At 64.2% G+C, this 21,641-nt stretch carries 20 protein-coding genes and 1 pseudogene; 17 read left to right on the forward strand and 4 right to left on the reverse strand.

Annotated features, from left to right (window positions below; translation table 11 throughout):
* Position 1: 1 nt before the first annotated feature.
* From rpsR to rpsF, 3 genes are read right to left on the reverse strand one after another with little or no spacing between them, the layout of a single operon-like run.
* Positions 2-283 carry a 30S ribosomal protein S18 gene (gene rpsR / locus J8G26_RS06680; protein ID WP_005795932.1) on the reverse strand — a complete coding sequence of 94 codons (282 nt, stop codon included), beginning with the start codon at positions 281-283 and terminating at the stop codon, positions 2-4.
* A 17-nt stretch (positions 284-300) separates the two neighbouring features.
* Entirely contained in the window at positions 301-591 is a 291-nt protein-coding gene (priB, locus tag J8G26_RS06685; protein WP_087744402.1) for a primosomal replication protein N, read from the reverse strand.
* Positions 592-611: 20 nt separating this feature from the next.
* Positions 612-1,022 carry a 30S ribosomal protein S6 gene (gene rpsF, locus J8G26_RS06690; protein WP_086927867.1) on the reverse strand — a complete coding sequence of 137 codons (411 nt, stop codon included), beginning with the start codon at positions 1,020-1,022 and terminating at the stop codon, positions 612-614.
* Positions 1,023-1,264: 242 nt separating this feature from the next.
* Here rpsF and grpE point away from each other — a divergent pair, with 242 nt between their 5' ends.
* The 16 genes and pseudogenes from grpE (at position 1,265) to accD (ending at position 20,237) form a co-directional block, all read left to right on the forward strand.
* Positions 1,265-1,816: a nucleotide exchange factor GrpE gene (grpE, locus tag J8G26_RS06695; protein WP_210568351.1), complete on the forward strand. Its 552-nt coding sequence runs from the start codon at positions 1,265-1,267 to the stop codon at positions 1,814-1,816.
* A gap of 81 nt (positions 1,817-1,897) precedes the next feature.
* Positions 1,898-3,844: a molecular chaperone DnaK gene (gene dnaK, locus J8G26_RS06700; protein WP_087744398.1), complete on the forward strand. Its 1,947-nt coding sequence runs from the start codon at positions 1,898-1,900 to the stop codon at positions 3,842-3,844.
* A 105-nt stretch (positions 3,845-3,949) separates the two neighbouring features.
* Positions 3,950-5,092: a molecular chaperone DnaJ gene (gene dnaJ / locus J8G26_RS06705; protein ID WP_087744396.1), complete on the forward strand. Its 1,143-nt coding sequence runs from the start codon at positions 3,950-3,952 to the stop codon at positions 5,090-5,092.
* Between the two features lie 253 nt (positions 5,093-5,345).
* A complete protein-coding gene (locus J8G26_RS06710; RefSeq protein WP_210568352.1) occupies positions 5,346-6,710 on the forward strand; it encodes an MBL fold metallo-hydrolase in 1,365 nt (454 codons plus the stop codon).
* Between the two features lie 243 nt (positions 6,711-6,953).
* Positions 6,954-7,892, forward strand: a complete 939-nt coding sequence (locus J8G26_RS06715) for a LysR family transcriptional regulator (RefSeq protein WP_087744393.1) — start codon at positions 6,954-6,956, stop codon at positions 7,890-7,892.
* Positions 7,893-7,928: 36 nt separating this feature from the next.
* Positions 7,929-9,350: a 3-isopropylmalate dehydratase large subunit gene (gene leuC, locus J8G26_RS06720; RefSeq protein ID WP_210568353.1), complete on the forward strand. Its 1,422-nt coding sequence runs from the start codon at positions 7,929-7,931 to the stop codon at positions 9,348-9,350.
* 11 nt (positions 9,351-9,361) lie between these two features.
* Positions 9,362-9,487 (forward strand): entericidin A/B family lipoprotein, encoded by a 126-nt coding sequence (locus J8G26_RS06725; protein WP_210568354.1) that lies wholly within the window; start codon positions 9,362-9,364, stop codon positions 9,485-9,487.
* Positions 9,488-9,498: 11 nt separating this feature from the next.
* Positions 9,499-10,149, forward strand: coding sequence for a 3-isopropylmalate dehydratase small subunit (gene leuD / locus J8G26_RS06730; protein WP_210568355.1), 651 nt, complete (start codon positions 9,499-9,501; stop codon positions 10,147-10,149).
* Between the two features lie 76 nt (positions 10,150-10,225).
* Entirely contained in the window at positions 10,226-11,296 is a 1,071-nt protein-coding gene (leuB, locus tag J8G26_RS06735) for a 3-isopropylmalate dehydrogenase (RefSeq protein WP_210568356.1), read from the forward strand.
* 310 nt (positions 11,297-11,606) lie between these two features.
* The gene (asd, locus tag J8G26_RS06740; RefSeq protein ID WP_210568357.1) at positions 11,607-12,737 is read left to right on the forward strand and encodes an aspartate-semialdehyde dehydrogenase; all 1,131 of its coding nucleotides are present in this window, start codon (positions 11,607-11,609) and stop codon (positions 12,735-12,737) included.
* Between the two features lie 285 nt (positions 12,738-13,022).
* Entirely contained in the window at positions 13,023-15,563 is a 2,541-nt protein-coding gene (locus tag J8G26_RS06745) for a FimV/HubP family polar landmark protein (RefSeq protein WP_246881268.1), read from the forward strand.
* Positions 15,563-16,432 (forward strand): tRNA pseudouridine(38-40) synthase TruA, encoded by an 870-nt coding sequence (gene truA, locus J8G26_RS06750; RefSeq protein ID WP_210568359.1) that lies wholly within the window; start codon positions 15,563-15,565, stop codon positions 16,430-16,432. The genes J8G26_RS06745 and truA overlap by 1 nt, the downstream gene beginning before the upstream one ends.
* A pseudogene (locus J8G26_RS06755) lies at positions 16,429-17,191 on the forward strand (phosphoribosylanthranilate isomerase). The gene truA and the pseudogene J8G26_RS06755 overlap by 4 nt, the downstream one beginning before the upstream one ends.
* A complete protein-coding gene (gene trpB / locus J8G26_RS06760) occupies positions 17,169-18,452 on the forward strand; it encodes a tryptophan synthase subunit beta (RefSeq protein WP_210568360.1) in 1,284 nt (427 codons plus the stop codon). Before J8G26_RS06755 ends, trpB begins: the two are co-directional and overlap by 23 nt.
* On the forward strand, positions 18,449-19,258 hold the full coding sequence (gene trpA, locus J8G26_RS06765) for a tryptophan synthase subunit alpha (protein ID WP_210568361.1): 810 nt from the start codon (positions 18,449-18,451) through the stop codon (positions 19,256-19,258). The genes trpB and trpA overlap by 4 nt, the downstream gene beginning before the upstream one ends.
* A gap of 106 nt (positions 19,259-19,364) precedes the next feature.
* Positions 19,365-20,237, forward strand: a complete 873-nt coding sequence (accD, locus tag J8G26_RS06770) for an acetyl-CoA carboxylase, carboxyltransferase subunit beta (protein ID WP_210568362.1) — start codon at positions 19,365-19,367, stop codon at positions 20,235-20,237.
* A gap of 135 nt (positions 20,238-20,372) precedes the next feature.
* Here the strand turns inward: accD and J8G26_RS06775 are convergent, their stop codons facing one another.
* Positions 20,373-20,921 carry a YggT family protein gene (locus J8G26_RS06775; RefSeq protein WP_210568363.1) on the reverse strand — a complete coding sequence of 183 codons (549 nt, stop codon included), beginning with the start codon at positions 20,919-20,921 and terminating at the stop codon, positions 20,373-20,375.
* A gap of 77 nt (positions 20,922-20,998) precedes the next feature.
* On the opposite strand from J8G26_RS06775, the gene J8G26_RS06780 reads away from it, so the two are divergent.
* A complete protein-coding gene (locus tag J8G26_RS06780; RefSeq protein ID WP_210568364.1) occupies positions 20,999-21,637 on the forward strand; it encodes an LON peptidase substrate-binding domain-containing protein in 639 nt (212 codons plus the stop codon).
* Positions 21,638-21,641 lie beyond the last annotated feature (4 nt).

Raw genomic sequence — 21,641 nt, forward strand, 5'->3', positions numbered from 1 at the left:
CTTAGATCTTGTGCTGGTCGCTGTAAGGCACCAGCGCCAGGAAGCGCGCGCGCTTGATGGCGGTGTTCAGCTGACGCTGGAAGATGGCGCGCGTGCCGGTCAGGCGCGCGGGGATGATCTTGCCGTTTTCGGCGATGAAATCGCGCAGCGTGTCGACATCCTTGTAGTCGATTTCTTCAACGCCCGTCACCGTGAAGCGGCAAAAGCGCTTGCGCTTGAACAGCAGGGACTGGGTGTTGCGCTTTGGGCGCTTGTCTTTGTTGAACTTCTTGAACGTGGCCATTGCGGACCCCTTGCAAATTAATTTTGTTGAATATCCTGGATGTGGAGCACTGCGTTCTTGCCGTTGCGCGGTGTGGCCAGAAACCCACTGAAAGTCCAGAGACTTCCGATGTTCTGCCTTGCCAGACGCTCGGCCATTGCACCAAAGGCAACGGCTTTCATGGCGGCCTTGACGTCCCGGGGCTGACCTGCTTCTGACTGGCTTGACTCGTGTTCGAGGCGCAAGGCAATGGCAGGCAATCCGGCGGGCGTGTAGCGCAAGGCCTCGGCCTCGGCGATACAAGCGGTCAAGACAACGCGGTTTTCCACTCCTCAGGCGGAACTGTCAATCAGCGATCGCCAGAACGCTCGCCACGATCACCACCGCGCTCGCCAGCAGCCGCGTATTCGGCTTGGCTGACCTTGCGGGCTTCTTCGCGCTCGACGGTCTTCATCATCGAAGACGGGCCCGTGTCGGCCTTCTTCTTTTGAACCGTCAGGTGGCGCAGCACGGCGTCGTTGAACTTGAAGGCATGCTCCAGTTCAGCCATCACGGCCTGGTCGGCTTCGATGTTCACGCACAGGTAGTGGGCCTTGGCCAGCTTGTTGATCAGGTACGCCAGTTGACGGCGGCCCCAGTCTTCCACGCGGTGCACCTTGCCACCGCCAGCGGTGATCATGCCCTTGTAGCGCTCCAGCATGGCTGGAACTTGTTCGCTTTGATCCGGATGGATCAACAAAATGATTTCGTAATGACGCATGCATACTCCTTCTGGGTAAGACCACCCGTTGCGTCCCAATCCTTGGTGGATTGCGCGGTGTGGCAAGGCAAAGCCGGCGATTATAGCCTGCATCCTGGCGCTTGTACACTCAGACCCTCACCGATGCATCTCCGCGGTGTTATTTCGCCCGACCAAAGCAGCGTTGTGCCACCGCGGACCTTGAAATACAGGCCGCCCGCCCCATTCTTTTCGCGTATCCGTTCGTTTCAAAAAATCCCGACATGTCCGATAACAGCCAGCAATCCCCCCTCCAAAGCACTCCTGCCCCCGAAGAAGTCGAAGCCGCCATGGCCGCCCACGCTTCTGACGAAATGGCCCGCCTGCAGGGCGAACTGGCCGAAATCAAGGCCAAAAGCGCAGAACTGGCCGACCAGTTCCTGCGCGCCAAGGCCGAGGCCGAAAACGCCCGCCGCCGCGCCGAAGACGAGGTCTCCAAGGCCCGCAAATTCGGCATCGAAAGCTTTGCTGAAAGCCTGCTGCCCGTGGCAGACAGCCTGGACGCGGCACTGGCCATCAAGGAAGCCACCCCGCAGCAGCTGCGCGAGGGCGCCGACGCCACGCTGCGCCAGCTGACCTCGGCCCTGGAGCGCAACAAGGTGCTGGCCATCAACCCGGCCGCAGGCGACAAATTCGACCCGCACCAGCACCAGGCCATCAGCGTGGTGCCTGCCGAGCAAGAGCCAAACACCGTGGTGGCCGTGCTGCAAAAAGGCTACGTGATCGCCGAGCGCGTGCTGCGCCCCGCCCTGGTCACCGTGGCCGCCCCCAAATAATTTCCGGAAAACAGCTTGAACCCCTTCAGGTTATCCACAAGTTACTAGTCATCCAACCATTCCAACATTGCGGAGAAGAACATGGGAAAAATCATCGGTATCGATCTGGGCACCACCAACAGCTGCGTGTCCGTCATGGAAGGCAACACCACGCGCGTGATCGAAAACAGCGAAGGTGCCCGCACCACGCCGTCGATCGTGGCCTACCAGGAAGACGGTGAAGTGCTGGTCGGTGCCTCGGCCAAGCGCCAGGCCGTGACCAACCCCAAGAACACGCTGTACGCGATCAAGCGTCTGATCGGCCGCAAGTTCACCGAAAAAGAAGTGCAAAAGGACATCGACCTGATGCCCTACAAGATCACGGCCGCCGACAACGGCGACGCCTGGGTCGAAGTGCGCGGCACCAAGATCTCGGCCCAACAGGTCAGCGCCGACATTCTGCGCAAGATGAAGAAGACCGCCGAAGATTACCTGGGCGAACCCGTCACCGAGGCCGTCATCACCGTGCCCGCCTACTTCAACGACGCCCAGCGCCAGGCCACCAAGGACGCCGGCCGCATTGCCGGCCTGGAAGTCAAGCGCATCATCAACGAGCCCACAGCAGCCGCGCTGGCCTTCGGCCTGGACAAGCAGGAAAAGGGCGACCGCAAGATTGCCGTGTATGACCTCGGTGGCGGCACGTTCGACGTGTCCATCATCGAAATCGCCGACGTGGATGGCGAAAAGCAGTTTGAAGTGCTGTCCACCAACGGCGACACCTTCCTGGGCGGCGAAGACTTCGACCAGCGCATCATCGACTTCATCATTGCCGAGTTCAAGAAAGAGCAAGGCGTCGATCTGTCCAAGGACGTGCTGGCCCTGCAGCGCCTGAAGGAAGCCGCTGAAAAGGCCAAGATCGAGCTGTCCAACAGCGCGCAGACCGACATCAACCTGCCCTACATCACGGCCGACGCCTCGGGCCCCAAGCACCTGAACATCAAGCTCTCGCGCTCCAAGCTCGAAGCCCTGGTGGAAGAGCTCATCGAGCGCACCATCGCCCCCTGCCGCACGGCCATCAAGGACGCCGGCATCAGCGTGTCCGACATCAACGACGTGATCCTGGTCGGCGGCATGACCCGCATGCCCAAGGTGCAAGACAAGGTCAAGGAATTCTTCGGCAAGGAACCCCGCAAGGACGTGAACCCCGACGAAGCCGTGGCCGTGGGCGCGGCCATCCAGGGCCAGGTGCTGTCGGGCGACCGCAAGGACGTGCTGCTGCTGGACGTGACGCCGCTGTCGCTGGGCATTGAGACCCTGGGCGGCGTGATGACCAAGATGATCACCAAGAACACGACCATCCCGACGAAGTTCGCGCAGACCTTCTCGACGGCCGACGACAACCAGCCGGCCGTGACCATCAAGGTCTTCCAGGGCGAGCGCGAGATGGCTTCGGGCAACAAGCTGCTGGGCGAGTTCAACCTGGAAGGCATTCCACCCGCATCGCGCGGCACGCCGCAGATCGAAGTGTCGTTCGACATCGACGCCAACGGCATCCTGCATGTGGGCGCCAAGGACAAGGGCACGGGCAAGGAAAACAAGATCACCATCAAGGCCAACTCGGGCCTGTCGGAAGAAGAAATCCAGCAGATGGTGAAGGACGCCGAGCTGAACGCTGCCGACGACAAGAAAAAGCTCGAACTGATCCAGGCCCGCAACCAGGGCGAAGCCGCCGTGCACAGCGTGAACAAGAGCCTGGCCGAGCATGGCGACAAGCTCGATGCGGGCGAAAAGGACGCCATCACTGCTGCCGTCAAGGCGCTGGAGGAAGTCCTCAAGGGTGAAGACAAGGACGCCATCGATGCCAAGACCACGGCACTGATGACCGCCAGCCAGAAGCTGGGCGAGAAGATGTATGCCGAATCCCAGGCGGCGCAGGCGGCCCAGGCAGCCGGTGGCGCGGACGCGGCCAGTGCATCGGCTTCTTCGGCCAAGCCTGCGGACGACGACAACGTGGTCGATGCTGAAGTGAAGGAAGTCAAGAAAGGCTGAACAAGCCCCCATTGACCCCAGCCGCCGCGCGGGGCCCGAAGGACCTTTCAACCGAGGTTCCAAGGCCGGCGCGGCGTTCCTGTTCCAACCGGGCGCAGAAAGACCATGTCGAAAAGAGACTATTACGAAATCCTGGGTGTTCCCAAAAACGCCTCGGAAGAAGACATCAAGAAGGCCTATCGCAAGCTGGCGATGAAGCACCACCCTGACCGCAACCAGGGGGACACCGCCAAGGGCGCCGAAGAAAAGTTCAAAGAGGCCAAAGAGGCCTACGAAATGCTGTCGGACGCCCAAAAGCGCGCGGCCTACGACCAGTACGGCCACGCCGGCGTGGACCCGAACATGCGCGGCCCCGGCGGGCCCGGTGCCGAAGGCTTTGGCGGCTTTGCCGAGGCCTTTGGCGACATCTTTGGTGACATGTTCGGCCAGCAGGGTGGACGGCGCGGCGCGGGGGGCCGGCAGGTGTACCGCGGCAGCGACCTCAGCTACGCCATGGAAATCACCCTGGAGGAAGCCGCGCGCGGCAAGGATGCGCAGATCCGCATTCCGTCGTGGGAAAGCTGCGACACCTGCCACGGCAGCGGCGCCAAGCCCGGCACCAGCGCCAAGACCTGCTCCACCTGCACGGGCAGCGGCACGGTGCAGATGCGCCAGGGCTTTTTCAGCGTGCAGCAAACCTGCCCGCACTGCCGCGGCACCGGCAAGATCATTCCCGAGCCCTGCACCACCTGCCACGGCCAGGGCAAGCTCAAGAAGCAAAAGACGCTGGAAGTGAAGATTCCGGCCGGCATCGACGACGGCATGCGCATCCGCAGCACCGGCAATGGCGAGCCCGGTACCAACGGCGGCCCGCCGGGCGACCTGTACATCGAGATCCGCCTGAAGAAGCACGACATCTTCGAGCGCGATGGCGATGACCTGCACTGCCAGGTGCCGGTGAGCTTCATCACCGCCGCCCTGGGTGGCGAGATCGAGGTGCCCACGCTGGCCGGCAAGGCGGCCATCGACATTCCCGAAGGCACGCAGGCCGGCAAGCAGTTTCGCCTGCGCGGCAAGGGCATCAAGGGCGTGCGCGCCAGCTACCCCGGCGACCTGTATTGCCACATCGCGGTGGAAACGCCCGTCAAGCTCACCGAACACCAGCGCAAGCTGCTGCGCGAGCTGGAAGAATCGCTCAAGAAGGGCGGCGGTCGCCACTCGCCCAGCGGTGATAGCTGGACCGACCGGCTGAAGAACTTCTTCAGCTGAACACCGGGCGCCGCGCAAGGCGCCACGCGCCCCGCGCCCCGCGTTTCGCGTTTCGCGTTTCGCGTTTCGCACCAGGCTGCCCCGCACCACGCCGGGCAGCCTTTTTTCTTACCCCCCGCGAGCCCCTTTCCCGCTTTCCTGCAGTCTTTGCCAACGCAGCTTGACCTGAACCACATGACGCCCCGCTCCGCCGTGAGCCGAAGGACGGCGCAGGCCGCTACGATGGCAGCCATTGCACGCAGGGAGAATCGCTATGGACGTCACCATCACTTTTCTGGGCGGTGCGGGCACCGTCACCGGCTCCAAATACCTGGTGCGCCACAACGGCCACAGCATGCTGGTCGATTGCGGCCTGTTCCAGGGCTACAAGCAGCTGCGCCTGCGCAACTGGCAGCCCCTGCCCCTCACGCCCCACCAGATCGACGCCGTGGTGCTGACCCATGCGCACCTGGACCACAGCGGCTACCTGCCCCTGCTGGCACGCGACGGCTACATCAAGCCCATTCACGCAACCACCGGCACGCGCGACCTGTGCGCCATCCTGCTGCCCGACAGCGGCCACCTACAGGAAGAAGACGCCGCCTTTTTGAACCGCCACCAGCTCTCGCAGTACGCACCGGCGCTGCCGCTGTACACCCGGCTGGATGCGCAGCATTGCATGAAGCAGTTCCGCATCCATGCCTACCACAAGGCGTTTGAGCCCATTGCTGGCTGGCGCGTGAGCTTCACGCCGGCCGGGCATATCCTGGGCGCGGCCAGCGTGCTGCTGGAAGTGGGCGGTCGGCGCATCCTGTTCTCGGGCGACCTGGGCCGCCCCGACGACCTGGTCATGAACCCGCCCGAGGCACCACCCCAGGCCGACACGGTGCTGGTCGAGTCCACCTACGGCGACCGCCAGCACCCGCAAACAGACATCTTGCAGGAACTGGCCCCCGCCCTGCAACGCCTGTCCCAGCGCGGCGGCGTGGCCGTGGTGCCGGTGTTTGCCGTGGGCCGCGCGCAGGCGGTGCTGCATGCGATCAACCTGCTCAAGAAGCAGGGCGTGGTTCCGCGTTCACTGCCGGTGTTTCTGGACAGCCCCATGGCCGTCAGCACCACAGGATTGTTCGCGCACCACGCGGGCGAGCACCGGCTGACGGCGCACGAGGCAGACGCCCTCTCGCACGGCGCCACCATGGTGCAGACCACCGAAGAATCGAAGGCCCTGGCGCGCCGCCACGGCCCCATGGTGATTCTTTCGGCCAGCGGCATGGCCACGGGCGGGCGCGTGCTGCACCACCTGGCGCTGTATGCGGGCGACCACCGCAACATGGTCATCATCACCGGCCACCAGGCGCCAGGCACGCGCGGCGCGCGCATCGCCAGCGGCGAAAAGACCACCCGCATCCACGGGCAGGACATTGCGGTGCGCGCCGAAGTGGTGCAACTCACCGCCGCCTCGGCCCACGCCGACGCCAACCAGACCCTGGCCTGGCTGCGCAGCATGGGCCATGCGCCCGACCGGGTTTACGTGGTGCACGGCGAGATGGGCGCGGCCGACATGCTGCGCCAGCGCATCGAGCATGAACTGCGCTGGCGCGCCGCAGTGCCCGAGCATGGCAGCACACTGACCGCCTGAGGGCGCGCAATGGACTGCGCGACAAGCGCAACGCATCAAAAAGATGAGCACCTTGCGCTCGTCTTTATTGGATTTGAGCGATAAAAGCCTCTGAAGAGCATTGAAATCAAGCGCCAACAGCTCACTTTTTTGATGAACTAACCCCTTGCACGACGAATGCCATCGTGTTCTGCGATGACAAACACGAAAAATTGGGTGGAAAATGCGAAGTCTTCTCAAAACAAGAAGGCTACGCCCCAACCCATGAAAAGCTCCGAGCGCAGTTTTGCGCGCCGCATTGACCTGACCTCGCTGCAACTCTTTGTCGCGGTGTGCGAGCTCGGCAGCATCGGCCGCGCGGCGGAGCGCGAGTTCATTGCAGCATCGGCCGTCAGCAAGCGCCTGTCCGACCTGGAAACCGCCGTGGACACCGCCCTGCTCTACCGCCACAGCCGGGGCGTCACCCTCACGCCGGCGGGCGAAAGCCTGTTGCACCATGCGCGCACGGTGCTGTTTGGCCTGGAGCGCATGCAGGGCGAACTGAGCGAATACGCCGAAGGGGTGCGCGGCCATGTGCGCATGCACGCCAACATCTCGGCCATCGTGCAGTTTCTGCCCGAAGACCTGGGCGCTTTTGCGCGCGCGCACAGCCAGGTCAAGATCGACCTGCAGGAACACCTCTCCAGCGATGTGCTGCACGCCGTGCAGGAAGGCGCGGCCGATCTGGGCATCTGCAACACCGGCGGGCCCGCCGCCGCCGACCTGCAAAGCCGCCCCTATCGCACCGATCGCTTAGTGCTGGTTGTGCCCGCAGCGCACGCCCTGTCTGCGCAAGCTGCTATTCATTTTGAAGAAGTGCTGGACTGGGACATTGTCGGCCTGCACGCCAACAGCAGCATCAGCCTGGCCATGCGCGCCGCCGCCGCTGCCGCTGGGCGCCCACTGCGCCAGCGCATTCAGGTCACGGGGCTGGATGCCATGTGCCGCATGATCGACAACGGCCTGGGCGTGGGCCTGCTGCCCGACCGGGCCTTTGCCCTCATGCACGGCGTGGGCCGGCTGCAGGCGGTGCCCCTGACCGACCCCTGGGCCCAGCGCGAGTTGCGCGTGGTGGCCCGCGACTTCGATGCCCTGCCCGTCACCGCGCGGCTGCTGGTGGAACACCTGGTTCGCCCGTCGCCCGGCACTTTCACGCCGACCTAAAATCCAACTTACCCCCACCCACGAAAAGAGACCGCCATGGGACGCACCCTGTACGACAAGATCTGGGACGAACACGTCGTCCACACCGAAGAAGATGGCACCTCCATCCTCTACATCGACCGCCATCTGGTGCACGAAGTGACCAGCCCCCAGGCCTTTGAAGGCCTGCGCGAGGCGGGCCGCAAGGTCTGGCGCATGAGTTCCATCGTGGCCACGGCCGACCACAACACACCCACCACCGGCTGGGAAAACGGCTACGACGGCATCACCGACCCGATCAGCAAGGAACAAATCACCACGCTGAACGACAACATGGCGCAGATCACGCCCGCCGCGTTCTTCCCCTTCATGCACAAGCGCCAGGGCATCGTGCATGTGATTGGCCCCGAAAACGGCGCCACCCTGCCCGGCATGACGGTGGTCTGCGGCGACAGCCACACCAGCACGCACGGTGCGTTTGGCGCGCTGGCCCACGGCATCGGTACCAGCGAGGTCGAGCATGTCATGGCCACGCAGACCCTGCTGGCCAAGAAGGCCAAGAACATGCTGGTGCAGGTGGACGGCCAGCTCGCCAATGGCGTGACACCGAAAGACGTGGTGCTGGCCATCATCGGCAAGATCGGCACGGCGGGCGGCACGGGCTACACCATCGAGTTTGCAGGCTCCGTCTTCCGCGCGATGAGCATGGAAGGCCGCATGACCGTGTGCAACATGGCCATCGAAGGCGGCGCACGCGCGGGCCTGGTGGCGGTGGACGACAAGACCATTGAATACGTCAAGGGCCGCCCCCTCTCGCCCACCGGCGTGGAATGGGATCAGGCCGTGGCGTACTGGAAGACGCTGCACTCCGACCCCGACGCGAAGTTCGACACCGTGGTCAAGCTCGACGCGGCCGACATCGTGCCGCAAGTCACCTGGGGCACTTCGCCCGAAATGGTGCTGGGCGTGGATGCCCGCGTGCCCGACCCCGACAAGGAAAAAGACGCCAACAAGCGCGGCGCCATCGAACGCGCCTTGACCTACATGGGCCTGCAACCCGGCAAGGCGATCAACGACATCACCATCGACAAGGTGTTCATCGGCAGCTGCACCAACAGCCGCATCGAAGACATGCGCGAAGCCGCCGCCGTGGTGAAGAGCCTGGGCCGCAAGGTGGCCAGCAACGTGAAGCTGGCAATGGTGGTGCCCGGCTCGGGCCTCGTCAAGGAACAGGCCGAGCGCGAAGGCCTGGACAAGATCTTTGTCGCCGCAGGCTTTGAGTGGCGCGAGCCCGGCTGCAGCATGTGCCTGGCCATGAACGCCGACCGCCTGGAGTCCGGCGAGCGCTGCGCATCCACCAGCAACCGCAACTTTGAAGGCCGCCAGGGCGCTGGTGGCCGCACCCATCTCGTCAGCCCCGCCATGGCCGCCGCCGCCGCCGTGCACGGCCATTTTGTAGACATTCGCCAATTCGCCTGAAGGAGACCGCCATGAAGAAGATTGCCACCCTCATCGCCCTGTCCGCCGCTTTTGTGCTGGCGGGTTGCAACACCGTCAAGGGCGTGGGCCAGGACATTGGCAAGGCCGGCAACGCCATCGAGCGCGCCGCCAAATAACAAAGAACGCCATGCAGAAATTCACCAAGCTCCAGGGCCTTGTGGCCCCCATGGACCGTGAGAACGTCGATACCGACGCGATCATCCCCAAGCAGTTTCTGAAGTCGATCAAGAAGACCGGCTTTGGCGTGAACCTGTTTGACGAATGGCGCTATCTGGACCACGGCGAGCCCGGCCAGGACCCCGCCAGCCGCAAGCCCAACCCCGACTTCGTGCTGAACCAGCCGCGCTATGCAGGCGCCTCCATCCTGCTGGCGCGCAAGAATTTTGGCTGCGGCTCCAGCCGCGAGCACGCGCCCTGGGCGCTGGACCAGTACGGCTTTCGCGCCGTGATTGCGCCCAGCTTTGCCGACATCTTCTTCAACAACTGCTTCAAGAATGGCCTGTTGCCCATCGTGCTGCCCGAGGCAACGGTGGCCCAACTGTTTGACCAAGTGCTGGCCTTCCCCGGCTACCACCTCACCATCGACCTGGAGCGCCAAGTCATCGTGCGCCCCCAGGGCGAAGAGATCCCGTTCGAGGTGCAGGCCTTCCGCAAATACTGCCTGCTCAATGGCTTTGACGACATCGGCCTGACCCTGCGCCAGTCCGACAAGATCAAGGCCTTTGAAGCCCAGCGCCTGGCGACCAAGCCGTGGCTGGCGCACTCGATGGTCTCCTGATTCAATTTTCAAGCAAAAACAGCCTCTAGCGCTTACCAGACAAGCGCTAGTAGCTATCAAAAACAAAGTAAAACCAATGAAAATCGCAGTTCTGCCGGGTGACGGCATTGGCACCGAAATCGTCGCCGAGGCCGTCAAGGTGCTCCAGGCGCTCGACCTGAAGTTCGAGATGGAATCGGCCCTGGTCGGCGGCGCCGCGTATGACGCCCACGGCCACCCGCTGCCCGAATCGACCCTCCAACTCGCCAAGGAAGCCGACGCCATCCTGTTCGGCGCCGTGGGCGACTGGAAATACGACAAGCTCGACCGGCCGCTGCGCCCCGAGCAGGCCATCCTGGGCCTGCGCAAGAACCTGGGCCTGTTCGCCAACTTCCGCCCCGCCATCTGCTACGAGCAGCTGGTGGGCGCATCCAGCCTCAAGCCCGAACTGATCGCGGGCCTCGACATCCTCATCATCCGCGAGCTGACGGGCGACATCTACTTTGGCCAGCCGCGTGGCCGCCGCGTGGCCACCGATGGCCACTTCCCCGGTGCCGAAGAAGCGTTTGACACCATGCGCTACAGCCGCCCAGAGATCGAACGCATCGCCCACGTCGCCTTCCAGGCCGCCCGCAAGCGCAGCAAGAAGGTCACCAGCGTGGACAAGGCCAACGTGCTCGAAACCTTCCAGTTCTGGAAGGACGTGGTGACCGAAGTGGGCCAGCAGTACCCCGATGTGGAACTGCAGCACATGTACGTGGACAACGCGGCCATGCAGCTGGTGAAGGCGCCCAAGGCGTTTGACGTGGTGGTCACCGGCAATATGTTTGGCGACATCCTCTCGGACGAAGCCTCCATGCTCACCGGCTCGATCGGCATGCTGCCCTCGGCCAGCCTGAACAGCAGCAACCAGGGCCTGTACGAACCCAGCCACGGCAGCGCGCCGGACATCGCCGGCAAGGGCATTGCCAACCCGCTGGCCACCATCCTCAGCGCCGCGATGATGCTGCGCTTCAGCCTGAACCAGGAAGCCGCCGCCCAGCGCATCGAAGCCGCTGTGCAAAAGGTGCTGGCCCAAGGCCTGCGCACGGGCGATATCTGGAGCGAAGGCACCACCAAGGTGGGCACGGCGCAGATGGGGGATGCGGTGGTGAAGGCGCTGGGGTAATCCTTCACTGCATTCCACCAGGGCGGCCATGTGCCGCCCTTTTGCGTCCACGAGGCGCGCGACCCGTCCCCGGAAGTTGGCACCATGCAGCCATCCGGTACAATCATCCCCCATGTTTGCCGCCCGCCCGTTCGCCCTGAACACCGCTACTGCCGCCCTGGCAGGCGTGGCTGTGCGCGCAATCACCACCAAAACCACGACCATTAAGGGCTGATCCAGCTCCGGTACCGTCGTGCGCCCTCCCTGGCCAGACGAGCCGGGGCAAACAGTCTGGTCTGGCACTGTTTCTTAATCTGAAAGGGGCGTTGAAATGAGCAAGTTGGTAGGTTTGGTCGGCTGGCGCGGCATGGTCGGCTCGGTGTTGATGGACCGCATGGTCGAAGAGAAAGACTTCGACCTGATCGAGCCATTGTTCTTCTCCACGTCCAACGCTGGCGGCAAGGCCCCCGCGCAGGCCAAGAACGAAACCACGCTGCAAGACGCGTACAACATCGACGCCTTGAAGCGCTGCGACATCATCATCACCGCGCAAGGCGGCGACTACACCACCGAAGTCTTTCCCAAGCTGCGCTCGGCCGGCTGGAACGGCCACTGGATTGACGCCGCCTCCACCCTGCGCATGGAAAAAGACGCCGTGATCATCCTGGACCCCGTCAACATGCCCGTCATCAAGGACGCGCTGACCAACGGCGGCAAGAACTGGGTGGGCGGCAACTGCACCGTGAGCTGCATGCTGATGGGCGTGGGCGCGCTGTACAAGGCCGGTCTGGTCGAGTGGATGAGCACCCAGACCTACCAGGCCGCATCGGGCGGCGGTGCGCAGCACATGCGCGAGCTGCTCACCCAATACGGCACGCTGAATGCCGAAGTGAAGGCCCTGCTCGACGACCCCAAGAGCGCCATCCTGGAGATCGACCGCAAGGTCATCGCCAAGCAGCGCAGCCTGTCGGCCACTGAAACCGCCAACTTCGGCGTGCCCCTGGGCGGCTCGCTGATCCCCTGGATCGACAAGGACCTGGGTAACGGCATGTCCAAGGAAGAGTGGAAGGGCATGGCCGAGACCAACAAGATTCTGGGCCTGGGCGAGGGATTCAGCTCTGCCGCCATCCCGGTTGATGGCTTCTGCGTGCGCGTGGGTGCCATGCGCTGCCACAGCCAGGCCCTGACCTTCAAGCTCAAGAAGGATGTGCCCGTGGCCGACCTCGAAGCCATGATCGCCGCCGACAACGAGTGGGTGAAAGTGGTGCCTAACACCCGTGAAGCCACCGTCAAGGACCTGACCCCCGTGGCCGTGACCGGCACCATGACCATCCCGGTGGGCCGCATCCGCAAGCTGGCCATGGGCCCCGAGTATGTGGGCGCCTTCACCATCGGCGACCAGTTGCTGTGGGGTGCCGCCGAGCCGCTGCGCCGCATGCTGCGCATTCTGCTGAACGCCTGATACACCCTGCCCAAAAGCGCGCGCAAACCCCAATTGCGCGCGCTTTTTTGCGCCCAGCACGCTGACACAGTCCGTTACGCCGCGTTGGCAATTGGCAACATATCAATACCCCAACACAGAGCATCGTCACCTCGACTAAAGCCTCGGCGCCACCTCAGCTTGTCAGTGCAAAACATTGATGCTATGGTGCTTTTTACATATTTTCACGCGCCGGGGCGGGATCAATCCATGAGAAGAACAACGCCGCTCAACCGAGCCGCACAACCACCACGTTTGATGGCACACATGCATCGTTGGAAATTTTCTGTCCTGGCGGCCGCGGCCGTCGCTTTGACCGGTTTTTATGCCGACGATGCCTCCGCCCTCGCACTGGGCCGCATTACGGTGCAATCTGCTCTTGGTGAGCCACTGCGCGCAGAAATCGACCTGCCCCAAATCACACCGGCCGAGGCCGACACCCTGAGCGCCAAAACGGCATCTCCCGAAGTCTTTCGTGCCCAGGGCATGGAGTTCACTCCGGCGGTGAACAATCTGCGCGTGCAGCTGCAGCGGCGGACCGACGGCACGGCGGTGCTGCGCTTGTCCAGCGACCGCCCTGTCAACGACCCCTTCATAGACCTGGTTCTCGACGCCTCCTGGAGCAGCGGCCACATCGTGCGCAGCTACACCATGCTGTTCGATCCGCCAGCCTTGCGCCGCGCAACGCCCACGGTAACCGCGGCACCGCAGGTTTCGGCCCCCGTGGCCCAGGCGCAAACGGGTTCTGCACCGATCGCCCCGCGTGCAACGGCGCCTTCCGCCCCGCGTGCGCCCCGCAGCGCTGCAGCCGCCAGCCCACGCCCCGCTTCAGCCAACAGTGTCACCGTTCGGCCAGGCGACACGGCGGGTCGCCTGGCCAACACGTATCGCCCTGCCAGCGTATCGCTGGACCAGATGCTGGTGGCGCTGATGCGCGCCAACCCGGACGCCTTCATCCAGGGCAACGTCAACCGGATCAAGGCCGGTGCCGTGCTGCAAATGCCGGACGAGGCAACCGCATTGGCGACCCCACCGGGCGAAGCCCGCCAGGTTCTGGCGGCACAAAGCCGGGATTTCAACGTGTTCCGCCGCAAACTCGCTGCGGCAGCGCCCACCGCCCAAGTGGCGGCCGCAGAGCGCTCTGCCAGCGGCACGGTGCAAGCCCAGGTCGAAGACAAGAAACCCGCAACCGCCGCGCCCGACAAGCTGACCCTGTCCAAGGGCGCCATGACGGGCCAGAAGGCGGCAGAAGACCAGCTGGCCAAAGACAAGCAGGCCAGCGAATCCTCGGCCCGCATGGCCGAACTGGCCAAAAACATCAACGAGCTGAACAAGCTCAGCGCGGCGTCTGCGCAGGTCAGTGCACCTGCCGCCGCAGCCTCCAGCGCGCCCGGCGCAGTGGCAGCAGCCATGCCGGCTGCGGCGTCCATCCAGCCAGCGGCCTCCGAGCCCGCGGCCATGGCGGCATCCCCCGCAGCCAGCGTGCCTGCAGAAGCCGCGGCACCCGCATCCGCCCCTGCGCCAAAACCTGTACCCAAGCCCGCACCGGTGCCAGCGCCAGCCCCTGCACCCGAGCCGAGCTTCCTGTCGGGCCTCATGGAAGACCCCCTGGTGCCTGCCGGGGGGCTCCTCGCACTGATCGCGCTGGGCGGTTACGGTGCCTACCGCGTGGTGCAACGACGTCGCGCCAATGCCGGTGTCGACAGTTCGTTCCTGGCAAGCAGCCTGCAACCCGACTCCTTCTTTGGCGCCAGCGGCGGCCAGCAAGTGGACACGGCCAACAGCCAGATGACCACCGGCTCATCTATGGCCTACTCTTCCAGCCAGCTCGATGCCGGCGGTGACGTGGATCCCGTGGCCGAAGCAGACGTTTACCTGGCGTATGGCCGCGACCTCCAGGCCGAAGAAATCCTCAAGGAAGCGATTCGCCACAATCCAGCCCGCGTATCGGTGCACGTCAAGCTGGCCGAGATTTACGCCAAACGGCAGGATCGCAAGGCCCTGGATGCAGTGGCCGCAGATGTGTTCAAGCTGACGCAAGGCGAAGGTCCGGACTGGACCCATGTCAGCGAACTGGGCCGCGATCTGGACCAGGAGAACCCGGTGTACCAGCCTGGCGGCCGTCCTGGCACGAACCAAGGCGATGCCACCGCTCCATCCCCGGCCACTTTGTCGGCCGCCGTGATGGCCATGCCCCCCGCAGCAGCACTGCCACCCGACCTGGATTTCAATCTCGATCTGGATTTGCCCGAAGATGCGCTAACCGAGGCGCCAGCCGCTGCGGGTGGCTTTGCCGCAGCGGCGGCAGCTGCAACCGCCGCCGAGGAAAGCGACACCGAATTGGCAGCCGTTGCGCAACTTGACCTGCCCGCATCGCTGTCTGCCGTCCAGCCCGCCGAGGCAGCCGCACCTGCGATCGCGACGCCGCCGATGGCCGACCTCGATTTCCCGACCTCCGACGACCTCACCATGCTCCCGTCCGACGCCATGTCGCTGACGGACAGCGCCACGGAGGACACCACCGACATGGCCCCCATGGAAACAGCTCCCATGGAGTTCGACCTGGGCGACCTGACGCTGGACCTGGATGCACCTTCCCAGTCTGCCTCAGCCACGGCAATGGCGCCCGCCGCAGCAGACAGCGACGTCGATGCCGACGACCCCTTGGCCACCAAGCTAGCGCTGGCGCATGAGTTCAATGCCATCGGCGATACCGACGGGGCCCGCACCCTGGTCGAAGAAGTGGTTGCCGAATCCACGGGGGCGCTCAAGGCCCGCGCCCAGCGGCTGCTGGCCGACCTGGGCTGATGCGCCCCATCGATCCAGACACCCCGCAAGACACCGACCCAGGCACTCTCTCCAGGGTGGCCATGGGGGTGGCCTACAACGGCCAGCGTTACAGCGGCTGGCAAAGCCAGTTGTCGGGCAACACCATCCAGGATCATCTCGAAGCGGCCCTGGGCCGCTTTGCCACGCACCAGGTCAGCACGCTGTGCGCGGGCCGCACCGATGCGGGGGTGCACGGCCTCATGCAGGTCGTTCACTTTGATACGCCACTGCACCGCCCGGCGTCGTCGTGGGTGCGCGGCACCAACACCTTTTTGCCAGCGGATATTGCGGTGCAATGGGCCCAGCCGGTGCCCGAAAATTTTCACGCGCGTGCCAGCGCGACTGCGCGGCGCTATGCCTATGTGCTGCTGCAGTCGCCCGTGCGCCCCAGCGTCGATGCGGGCCGCGTCGGCTGGGTGTTCTACCCGCTCGACCACGCCGCCATGTTGCAGGCCGCGCAACAGTTGCTGGGTGAACACGACTTCACCTCCTTCCGGGCTTCGGCTTGCCAGGCCAAGTCGCCCGTCAAAACCTTGCAACGCATCGACATCACCCGCACGCCGGCCACCGGGGCAGCGCCGTCAGAAGGCTTTGCACCCTGCTACTGGCGCTTCGAGTTCGAGGCCAACGCCTTTCTGCACCACATGATTCGCAACATCATGGGTTGCCTGATTGCCGTGGGCCAGGGCAAAAAGCCCCCGCAATGGATCAGCGAGGTGCTGGCTGCGCGCTCCCGAGATGCGGCAGCCCCCACCTTTTCACCCGATGGCCTGTATTTTCAGGGCCCCGTCTATGAACCCCACTGGGGCCTGCCCAGCCGCACGGCTGCGTATGATTGGCTGCCATGAGCAGCCTGCCGCCAGAAAAACCACACCCCTCTTCCTGCATTCGCACCCGCATCAAGGTTTGCGGCCTGACACGCGAGCAGGATGTGGACGCAGCCGTTGCCGCCGGCGTGGATGCCATCGGCTTCGTGCTGTATGCCCCAAGCCCCCGGGCCGTCTCCCCACAAAGGGCTGCCGCACTGGCCGACCGCCTGCCACCCTTCGTCACCCCAGTGCTGTTGTTCGTCAACGAGACCGCTTCAAATATCATAGCTGCAAGCGCTTTACTGGCGGGCGCTACAATCCAATTTCACGGGGATGAGTCCCCTGCCGAATGCCTGGCCTCCACCCTGGGGGGCGCCCGGCCGTTTCTGCGCGCAGCCCGCATTCCCCTGGGCGACGGTGCAGCGCGGTTCGACCTCGTAAAATACGCCCATGATTACTCGAAAGCCCAAGCCATCCTGCTCGACGCCCATGTCGACGGTTTTGGCGGCGGCGGCAAGGCATTCAATTGGTCACTCCTTCCACCAAGCGTAGCCTCTCATCTCGTTTTGTCTGGTGGACTCACGCCTGCAAACGTGACCGATGGCATTGTGCAAGTACGCCCGCGAGGCTTCTCGCTGGCCGTTGATGTCAGCTCCGGCGTCGAGGCCGATGGCCCCGATGGCAAGCCCATGAAGGGCATCAAGGACGCCGACAAGATCCATCGCTTCGTGGCCGCCGTGCGTGCGGCCGATGCACAACTTGCAAAGAATCCCCCATGAATTCCTACCAGCAACCTGACTCCTCGGGCCACTTTGGCCCCTACGGCGGCAGCTTCGTCAGCGAGACGTTGACCCACGCCATCCAGGAACTGCGCGAGGCCTATGCCCGCTACCAGCACGACCCCGAGTTCCTGGCCGAGTTCCACTACGAGCTCAAGCACTTCGTGGGTCGCCCCTCGCCCGTGTACCACGCAGCGCGCACCAGCCGCGAGATGGGCGGCGCGCAGATTTATCTCAAGCGCGAAGACCTCAACCACACCGGCGCCCACAAGATCAACAACGTGATCGGCCAGGCCATGCTCGCCAAACGCATGGGCAAGCCGCGCATCATTGCCGAAACCGGCGCCGGCCAGCACGGCGTGGCCACGGCCACCATCTGCGCCCGCTATGGCCTCGAATGCGTGGTGTACATGGGGGCGGAAGACGTCAAGCGCCAAAGCCCCAACGTGTACCGCATGAAGCTGCTGGGCGCCACCGTGGTACCCGTCGAGTCGGGCAGCAAGACGCTGAAAGACGCACTCAACGAAGCCATGCGCGACTGGGTGGCCAACGTGGACAACACCTTCTACATCATCGGCACGGTGGCGGGCCCCCACCCCTACCCCATGATGGTGCGCGACTTCCAGAGCGTGATCGGCAAGGAATGCATCGACCAGATGCCCGAAATGCTGGCCGCCCAGAAGGCAGCGACCACGCAGCCCGATGTGGTGGTGGCCTGCGTGGGCGGCGGCAGCAATGCCATGGGCATCTTCTACCCCTATATTCCGTTTGAAAAGACCCGCCTGATTGGCGTGGAGGCTGCGGGCGAGGGGCTGGAATCGGGCAAGCACTCGGCATCGCTGCAAAAGGGCAGCTCGGGCGTGCTGCATGGCAACCGCACCTTCATCCTGCAGGATGCCAATGGCCAGATCACCGAAACCCACAGCATCAGCGCGGGCCTGGACTACCCCGGCGTGGGCCCCGAGCACGCCTGGCTGCAAGAGATCGGGCGTGCCGAATATGTCGGCATCACCGACCAGGAAGCGCTGGCCGCCTTCCACTACCTGTGCCGCACCGAAGGCATCATCCCCGCGCTGGAATCCAGCCACGCCGTGGCCTACGCCATGAAGCTGGCCAAGACCATGCGCCCCGACCAGTCCATCCTGGTCAACCTGTCGGGCCGGGGCGACAAGGACATCGGCACCGTGGCCGACCTCAGCGGCGCCGATTTTTACTGCCGCCCCAGCTGCCAGGGGCAGTCCGTCAAGGGCGGCGAGCAAACCATCAAGGTGGTCCAATGAGCCGTATCGAATCCACGTTTTCCGCACTCAAGGCCCAGGGCCGCAAGGCGCTCATTCCTTATGTGACCGCCGGTTTCCCGTTTGCCGACATCACCCCCGCCCTCATGCACGGCATGGTCGAGGCCGGTGCCGACGTGATCGAGCTGGGCGTGCCGTTCTCCGACCCCATGGCCGATGGCCCGGTGATCCAGAAGGCGGGCGAAAAGGCCCTCGGCCTGGGCATTGGCATGGTGCAGGTGCTGAACCATGTGCGTGAATTCCGCAAGCGCAACAACACCACGCCCGTGGTGCTGATGGGCTATGCCAACCCCGTGGAGCGCTACGACCAGCAACACGGCACCGATAGCTTCGTGCGCGATGCGGCTGCGGCTGGCGTCGATGGCGTGCTCGTCGTGGACTACCCGCCCGAGGAATGCGAAGCCTTTGCCGCCAGCCTGCGCGCACACGGCATGGACCTGATCTTCCTGCTGGCCCCCACCAGCACCGACGAGCGCATGGCCCAGGTGGCCCGCGTGGCCAGCGGCTATGTGTATTACGTGTCGCTCAAGGGTGTCACAGGTTCTGGCGCACTCGACACCGCTGCGGTGGAGCAGATGCTGCCCCGCATCCGCCAGCATGTGCACATCCCCGTGGGCGTGGGCTTTGGCATCCGCGATGCCGCCACGGCCCAGGCGATCGGCAAGGTGGCCGACGCCGTGGTGATCGGCAGCCGCATCATCCAGCTGATCGAAGACCAGGAACACGCCAAGGTGGTGCCCATCACGATCGACTTCCTGCGCGGCATCCGAAAAGCGCTCGACGCATAATGCAGCCCGGCGCACCTTCGGGGTGCGCCAACAGATTCACACCCGGCTCGCCCGGCGAACGCCCACCAGCTTCGCCGTAAGCCGGGCCAATGAAGAGGAAAACACCATGTCTTGGCTCGAAAAACTTCTGCCCGCCAAAATCCAGCAAACCGACCCTACCGAGCGCCGCCAGGTGCCCGAAGGTCTGTGGATCAAGTGCCCGAGCTGTGAAACAGTGCTCTACAAGGCCGATCTGGAGCAAAACCAGAACGTCTGCCCCCACTGCAGCCACCACCACCGCATCGGTGCACGGGCCCGGCTGAACACCTTCCTCGACCCGGAAGGCCGCTACGAAATCGGCCAGGAAGTGCTGCCCGTGGACGCCCTCAAGTTCAAGGACAGCCGCAAATACCCCGAGCGCCTGAAGGAAGCATTGGAAAACACCGGTGAGACCGACGCCCTCATCGTCATGGGCGGCGCGGTCAAAAGCATCAACCTGGTGGTCGCCTGCTTCGAATTCGACTTCATGGGCGGCAGCATGGGCAGCGTGGTGGGCGAACGCTTTGTGCGCGGCGTGGAAACCGCTATCGAGCAGAAAGTGCCGTTTCTCTGCTTCACCGCCACCGGTGGCGCGCGCATGCAGGAAGGCCTGCTGTCGCTCATGCAGATGGCCAAGACCAACGCGGCCCTGACCCGCCTGGCCAAGAAGGGCCTGCCCTACATCAGCGTGCTGACCGACCCGACCATGGGCGGCGTGAGCGCCGGTTTTGCCTTTGTGGGCGATATCGTGATTGCCGAGCCCAAGGCCTTGATCGGCTTTGCCGGCCCCCGCGTGATCGAATCCACTGTGCGCGTGACGCTGCCCGAGGGCTTTCAGCGTGCCGAGTTCCTGCAGACCAAGGGCGCCGTGGACTTCATCTGCGACCGCCGCGAACTGCGCGACACCGTGGCCCGCAGTCTGGCCATGCTGCAACGCCTGCCTGCCGACGCCGTGATGTGAACCCAGGCAGCCCCGTGCGCAAAGCCGCACACAGGGGCGGTGGGCCACGCGGGCGGCATGAAGATACTATTATTTTGATAGCTATCAGCGCTTTATCCATAAGCGCTAGTGGCCAATTTCGCTGATATTTTCAGATCATCGCAGAACGCTGGCCTGCAAATGGCCCAGCACGATCATCACGACCTGCAGCAGCACCAGCACCGCCAGCGGCGACAGATCGATGCCGCCCACCAGCGGAATGACACGGCGAAACGGCCGCAAGATGGGCTCGCACAACCGTGCAATCACATCGGCCAAGGGTGAGCGCGCCTGCACCCACGACATCACGGCGAAGACAATCAGCAAGCCGATCAGCCCCGACACCGCCACGCGCGCCAGACCGAACAATGCCAGCCACGGCAGCCAGGCCCATGCCGATGCGGCGCCCAGCAGCAATGTGAGCAAGAAATACTGCACCAGTTGCAGCAGCACGGCGGCCACCAGGCTCGACACATCCCAGCGCCCCACGGGCGGAATCACCCGGCGCAGCGGCATGATGAGCCAGTCCGTCAGCGCAAAAACCAGCCCACCGACCGGATTCGAGAACGAAACACGCTGCCACTGCATGTACAGGCGCAAAAGGCAAGCCCCGGTCAGCAGGCCACCAATGACGTCGAGCAGGAAAGAGGCGATCTGGTAGAGCATGGATGAGACAAATTGGAGTGGGTCGCGAGCGCAAGAAGACCGCGCCATGGGATGATAGCGGCCGAAGACCTGCGCCCATGACACAACCCCTCACCCTGTCATCCCTTCCGCTGTTTCCGCTCCATTCCGTGCTGTTTCCTGGCGGAGTGCTGGCGCTGCGCGTGTTCGAGGTGCGCTACCTCGACATGGTGCGCAAATGCCACCATGCAGGCGCCCCCTTTGGCGTCGTGGTGCTCACGCAGGGCCAAGAGGTGCGCCATGCGGGCGCGCCCGACGAGCTATTCCACGACATCGGCACCCTGGCCGTGATCGAGAAGATCGACAACCCGCAGCCCGGGTTGATCACCCTGCTGTGCCGCGGCAGCCAGCGTTTTCGCATCACAGAGCGCAGCCATTTGCCCCACGGCCTGTGGGTTGCCAATGTGGAGCAATTGGCCGCTGACATGCCCGTGCCGATTCCCGAGGATCTTCTGCCCACCGCCACCACCCTTGCCCAGGTGCTGTCATCCCTGCGCGAACGGGACGCCGACGCTGCTACAGCCATCACACCCACCCCCGCTCAACTGGCCGACTGCGGCTGGGTTGCCAACCGCTGGTGCGAGCTGCTGCCCATCCCGCTGAAACTCAAGCAGCAGCTGATGGAACTTGACAACCCACTGGTCCGGCTGGAGCTGGTGGGGGATGTGCTGGAACGCACCGGAATTGCGCCCCCCTAGACGA

Source organism: Acidovorax sp. JG5 (assembly GCF_017939685.1).
Taxonomy (GTDB): domain Bacteria; phylum Pseudomonadota; class Gammaproteobacteria; order Burkholderiales; family Burkholderiaceae_C; genus Acidovorax.

Bases quoted from the DNA above. Each gene is read 5' to 3' on its own strand.
- truA (WP_210568359.1), top strand. From the start codon at position 15,563: ATGCGCCCCATCGATCCAGACACCCCGCAAGACACCGACCCAGGCACT.
- J8G26_RS06745 (WP_246881268.1), top strand. From the start codon at position 13,023: ATGCATCGTTGGAAATTTTCTGTCCTGGCGGCCGCGGCCGTCGCTTTG.
- rpsR (WP_005795932.1), bottom strand. From the start codon at position 283: ATGGCCACGTTCAAGAAGTTCAACAAAGACAAGCGCCCAAAGCGCAAC.
- asd (WP_210568357.1), top strand. From the start codon at position 11,607: ATGAGCAAGTTGGTAGGTTTGGTCGGCTGGCGCGGCATGGTCGGCTCG.
- grpE (WP_210568351.1), top strand. From the start codon at position 1,265: ATGTCCGATAACAGCCAGCAATCCCCCCTCCAAAGCACTCCTGCCCCC.
- trpA (WP_210568361.1), top strand. From the start codon at position 18,449: ATGAGCCGTATCGAATCCACGTTTTCCGCACTCAAGGCCCAGGGCCGC.
- J8G26_RS06715 (WP_087744393.1), top strand. From the start codon at position 6,954: ATGAAAAGCTCCGAGCGCAGTTTTGCGCGCCGCATTGACCTGACCTCG.
- trpB (WP_210568360.1), top strand. From the start codon at position 17,169: ATGAATTCCTACCAGCAACCTGACTCCTCGGGCCACTTTGGCCCCTAC.
- J8G26_RS06725 (WP_210568354.1), top strand. From the start codon at position 9,362: ATGAAGAAGATTGCCACCCTCATCGCCCTGTCCGCCGCTTTTGTGCTG.
- rpsF (WP_086927867.1), bottom strand. From the start codon at position 1,022: ATGCGTCATTACGAAATCATTTTGTTGATCCATCCGGATCAAAGCGAA.
- J8G26_RS06710 (WP_210568352.1), top strand. From the start codon at position 5,346: ATGGACGTCACCATCACTTTTCTGGGCGGTGCGGGCACCGTCACCGGC.
- leuC (WP_210568353.1), top strand. From the start codon at position 7,929: ATGGGACGCACCCTGTACGACAAGATCTGGGACGAACACGTCGTCCAC.
- accD (WP_210568362.1), top strand. From the start codon at position 19,365: ATGTCTTGGCTCGAAAAACTTCTGCCCGCCAAAATCCAGCAAACCGAC.
- J8G26_RS06775 (WP_210568363.1), bottom strand. From the start codon at position 20,921: ATGCTCTACCAGATCGCCTCTTTCCTGCTCGACGTCATTGGTGGCCTG.
- leuD (WP_210568355.1), top strand. From the start codon at position 9,499: ATGCAGAAATTCACCAAGCTCCAGGGCCTTGTGGCCCCCATGGACCGT.
- leuB (WP_210568356.1), top strand. From the start codon at position 10,226: ATGAAAATCGCAGTTCTGCCGGGTGACGGCATTGGCACCGAAATCGTC.
- J8G26_RS06780 (WP_210568364.1), top strand. From the start codon at position 20,999: ATGACACAACCCCTCACCCTGTCATCCCTTCCGCTGTTTCCGCTCCAT.
- dnaJ (WP_087744396.1), top strand. From the start codon at position 3,950: ATGTCGAAAAGAGACTATTACGAAATCCTGGGTGTTCCCAAAAACGCC.
- dnaK (WP_087744398.1), top strand. From the start codon at position 1,898: ATGGGAAAAATCATCGGTATCGATCTGGGCACCACCAACAGCTGCGTG.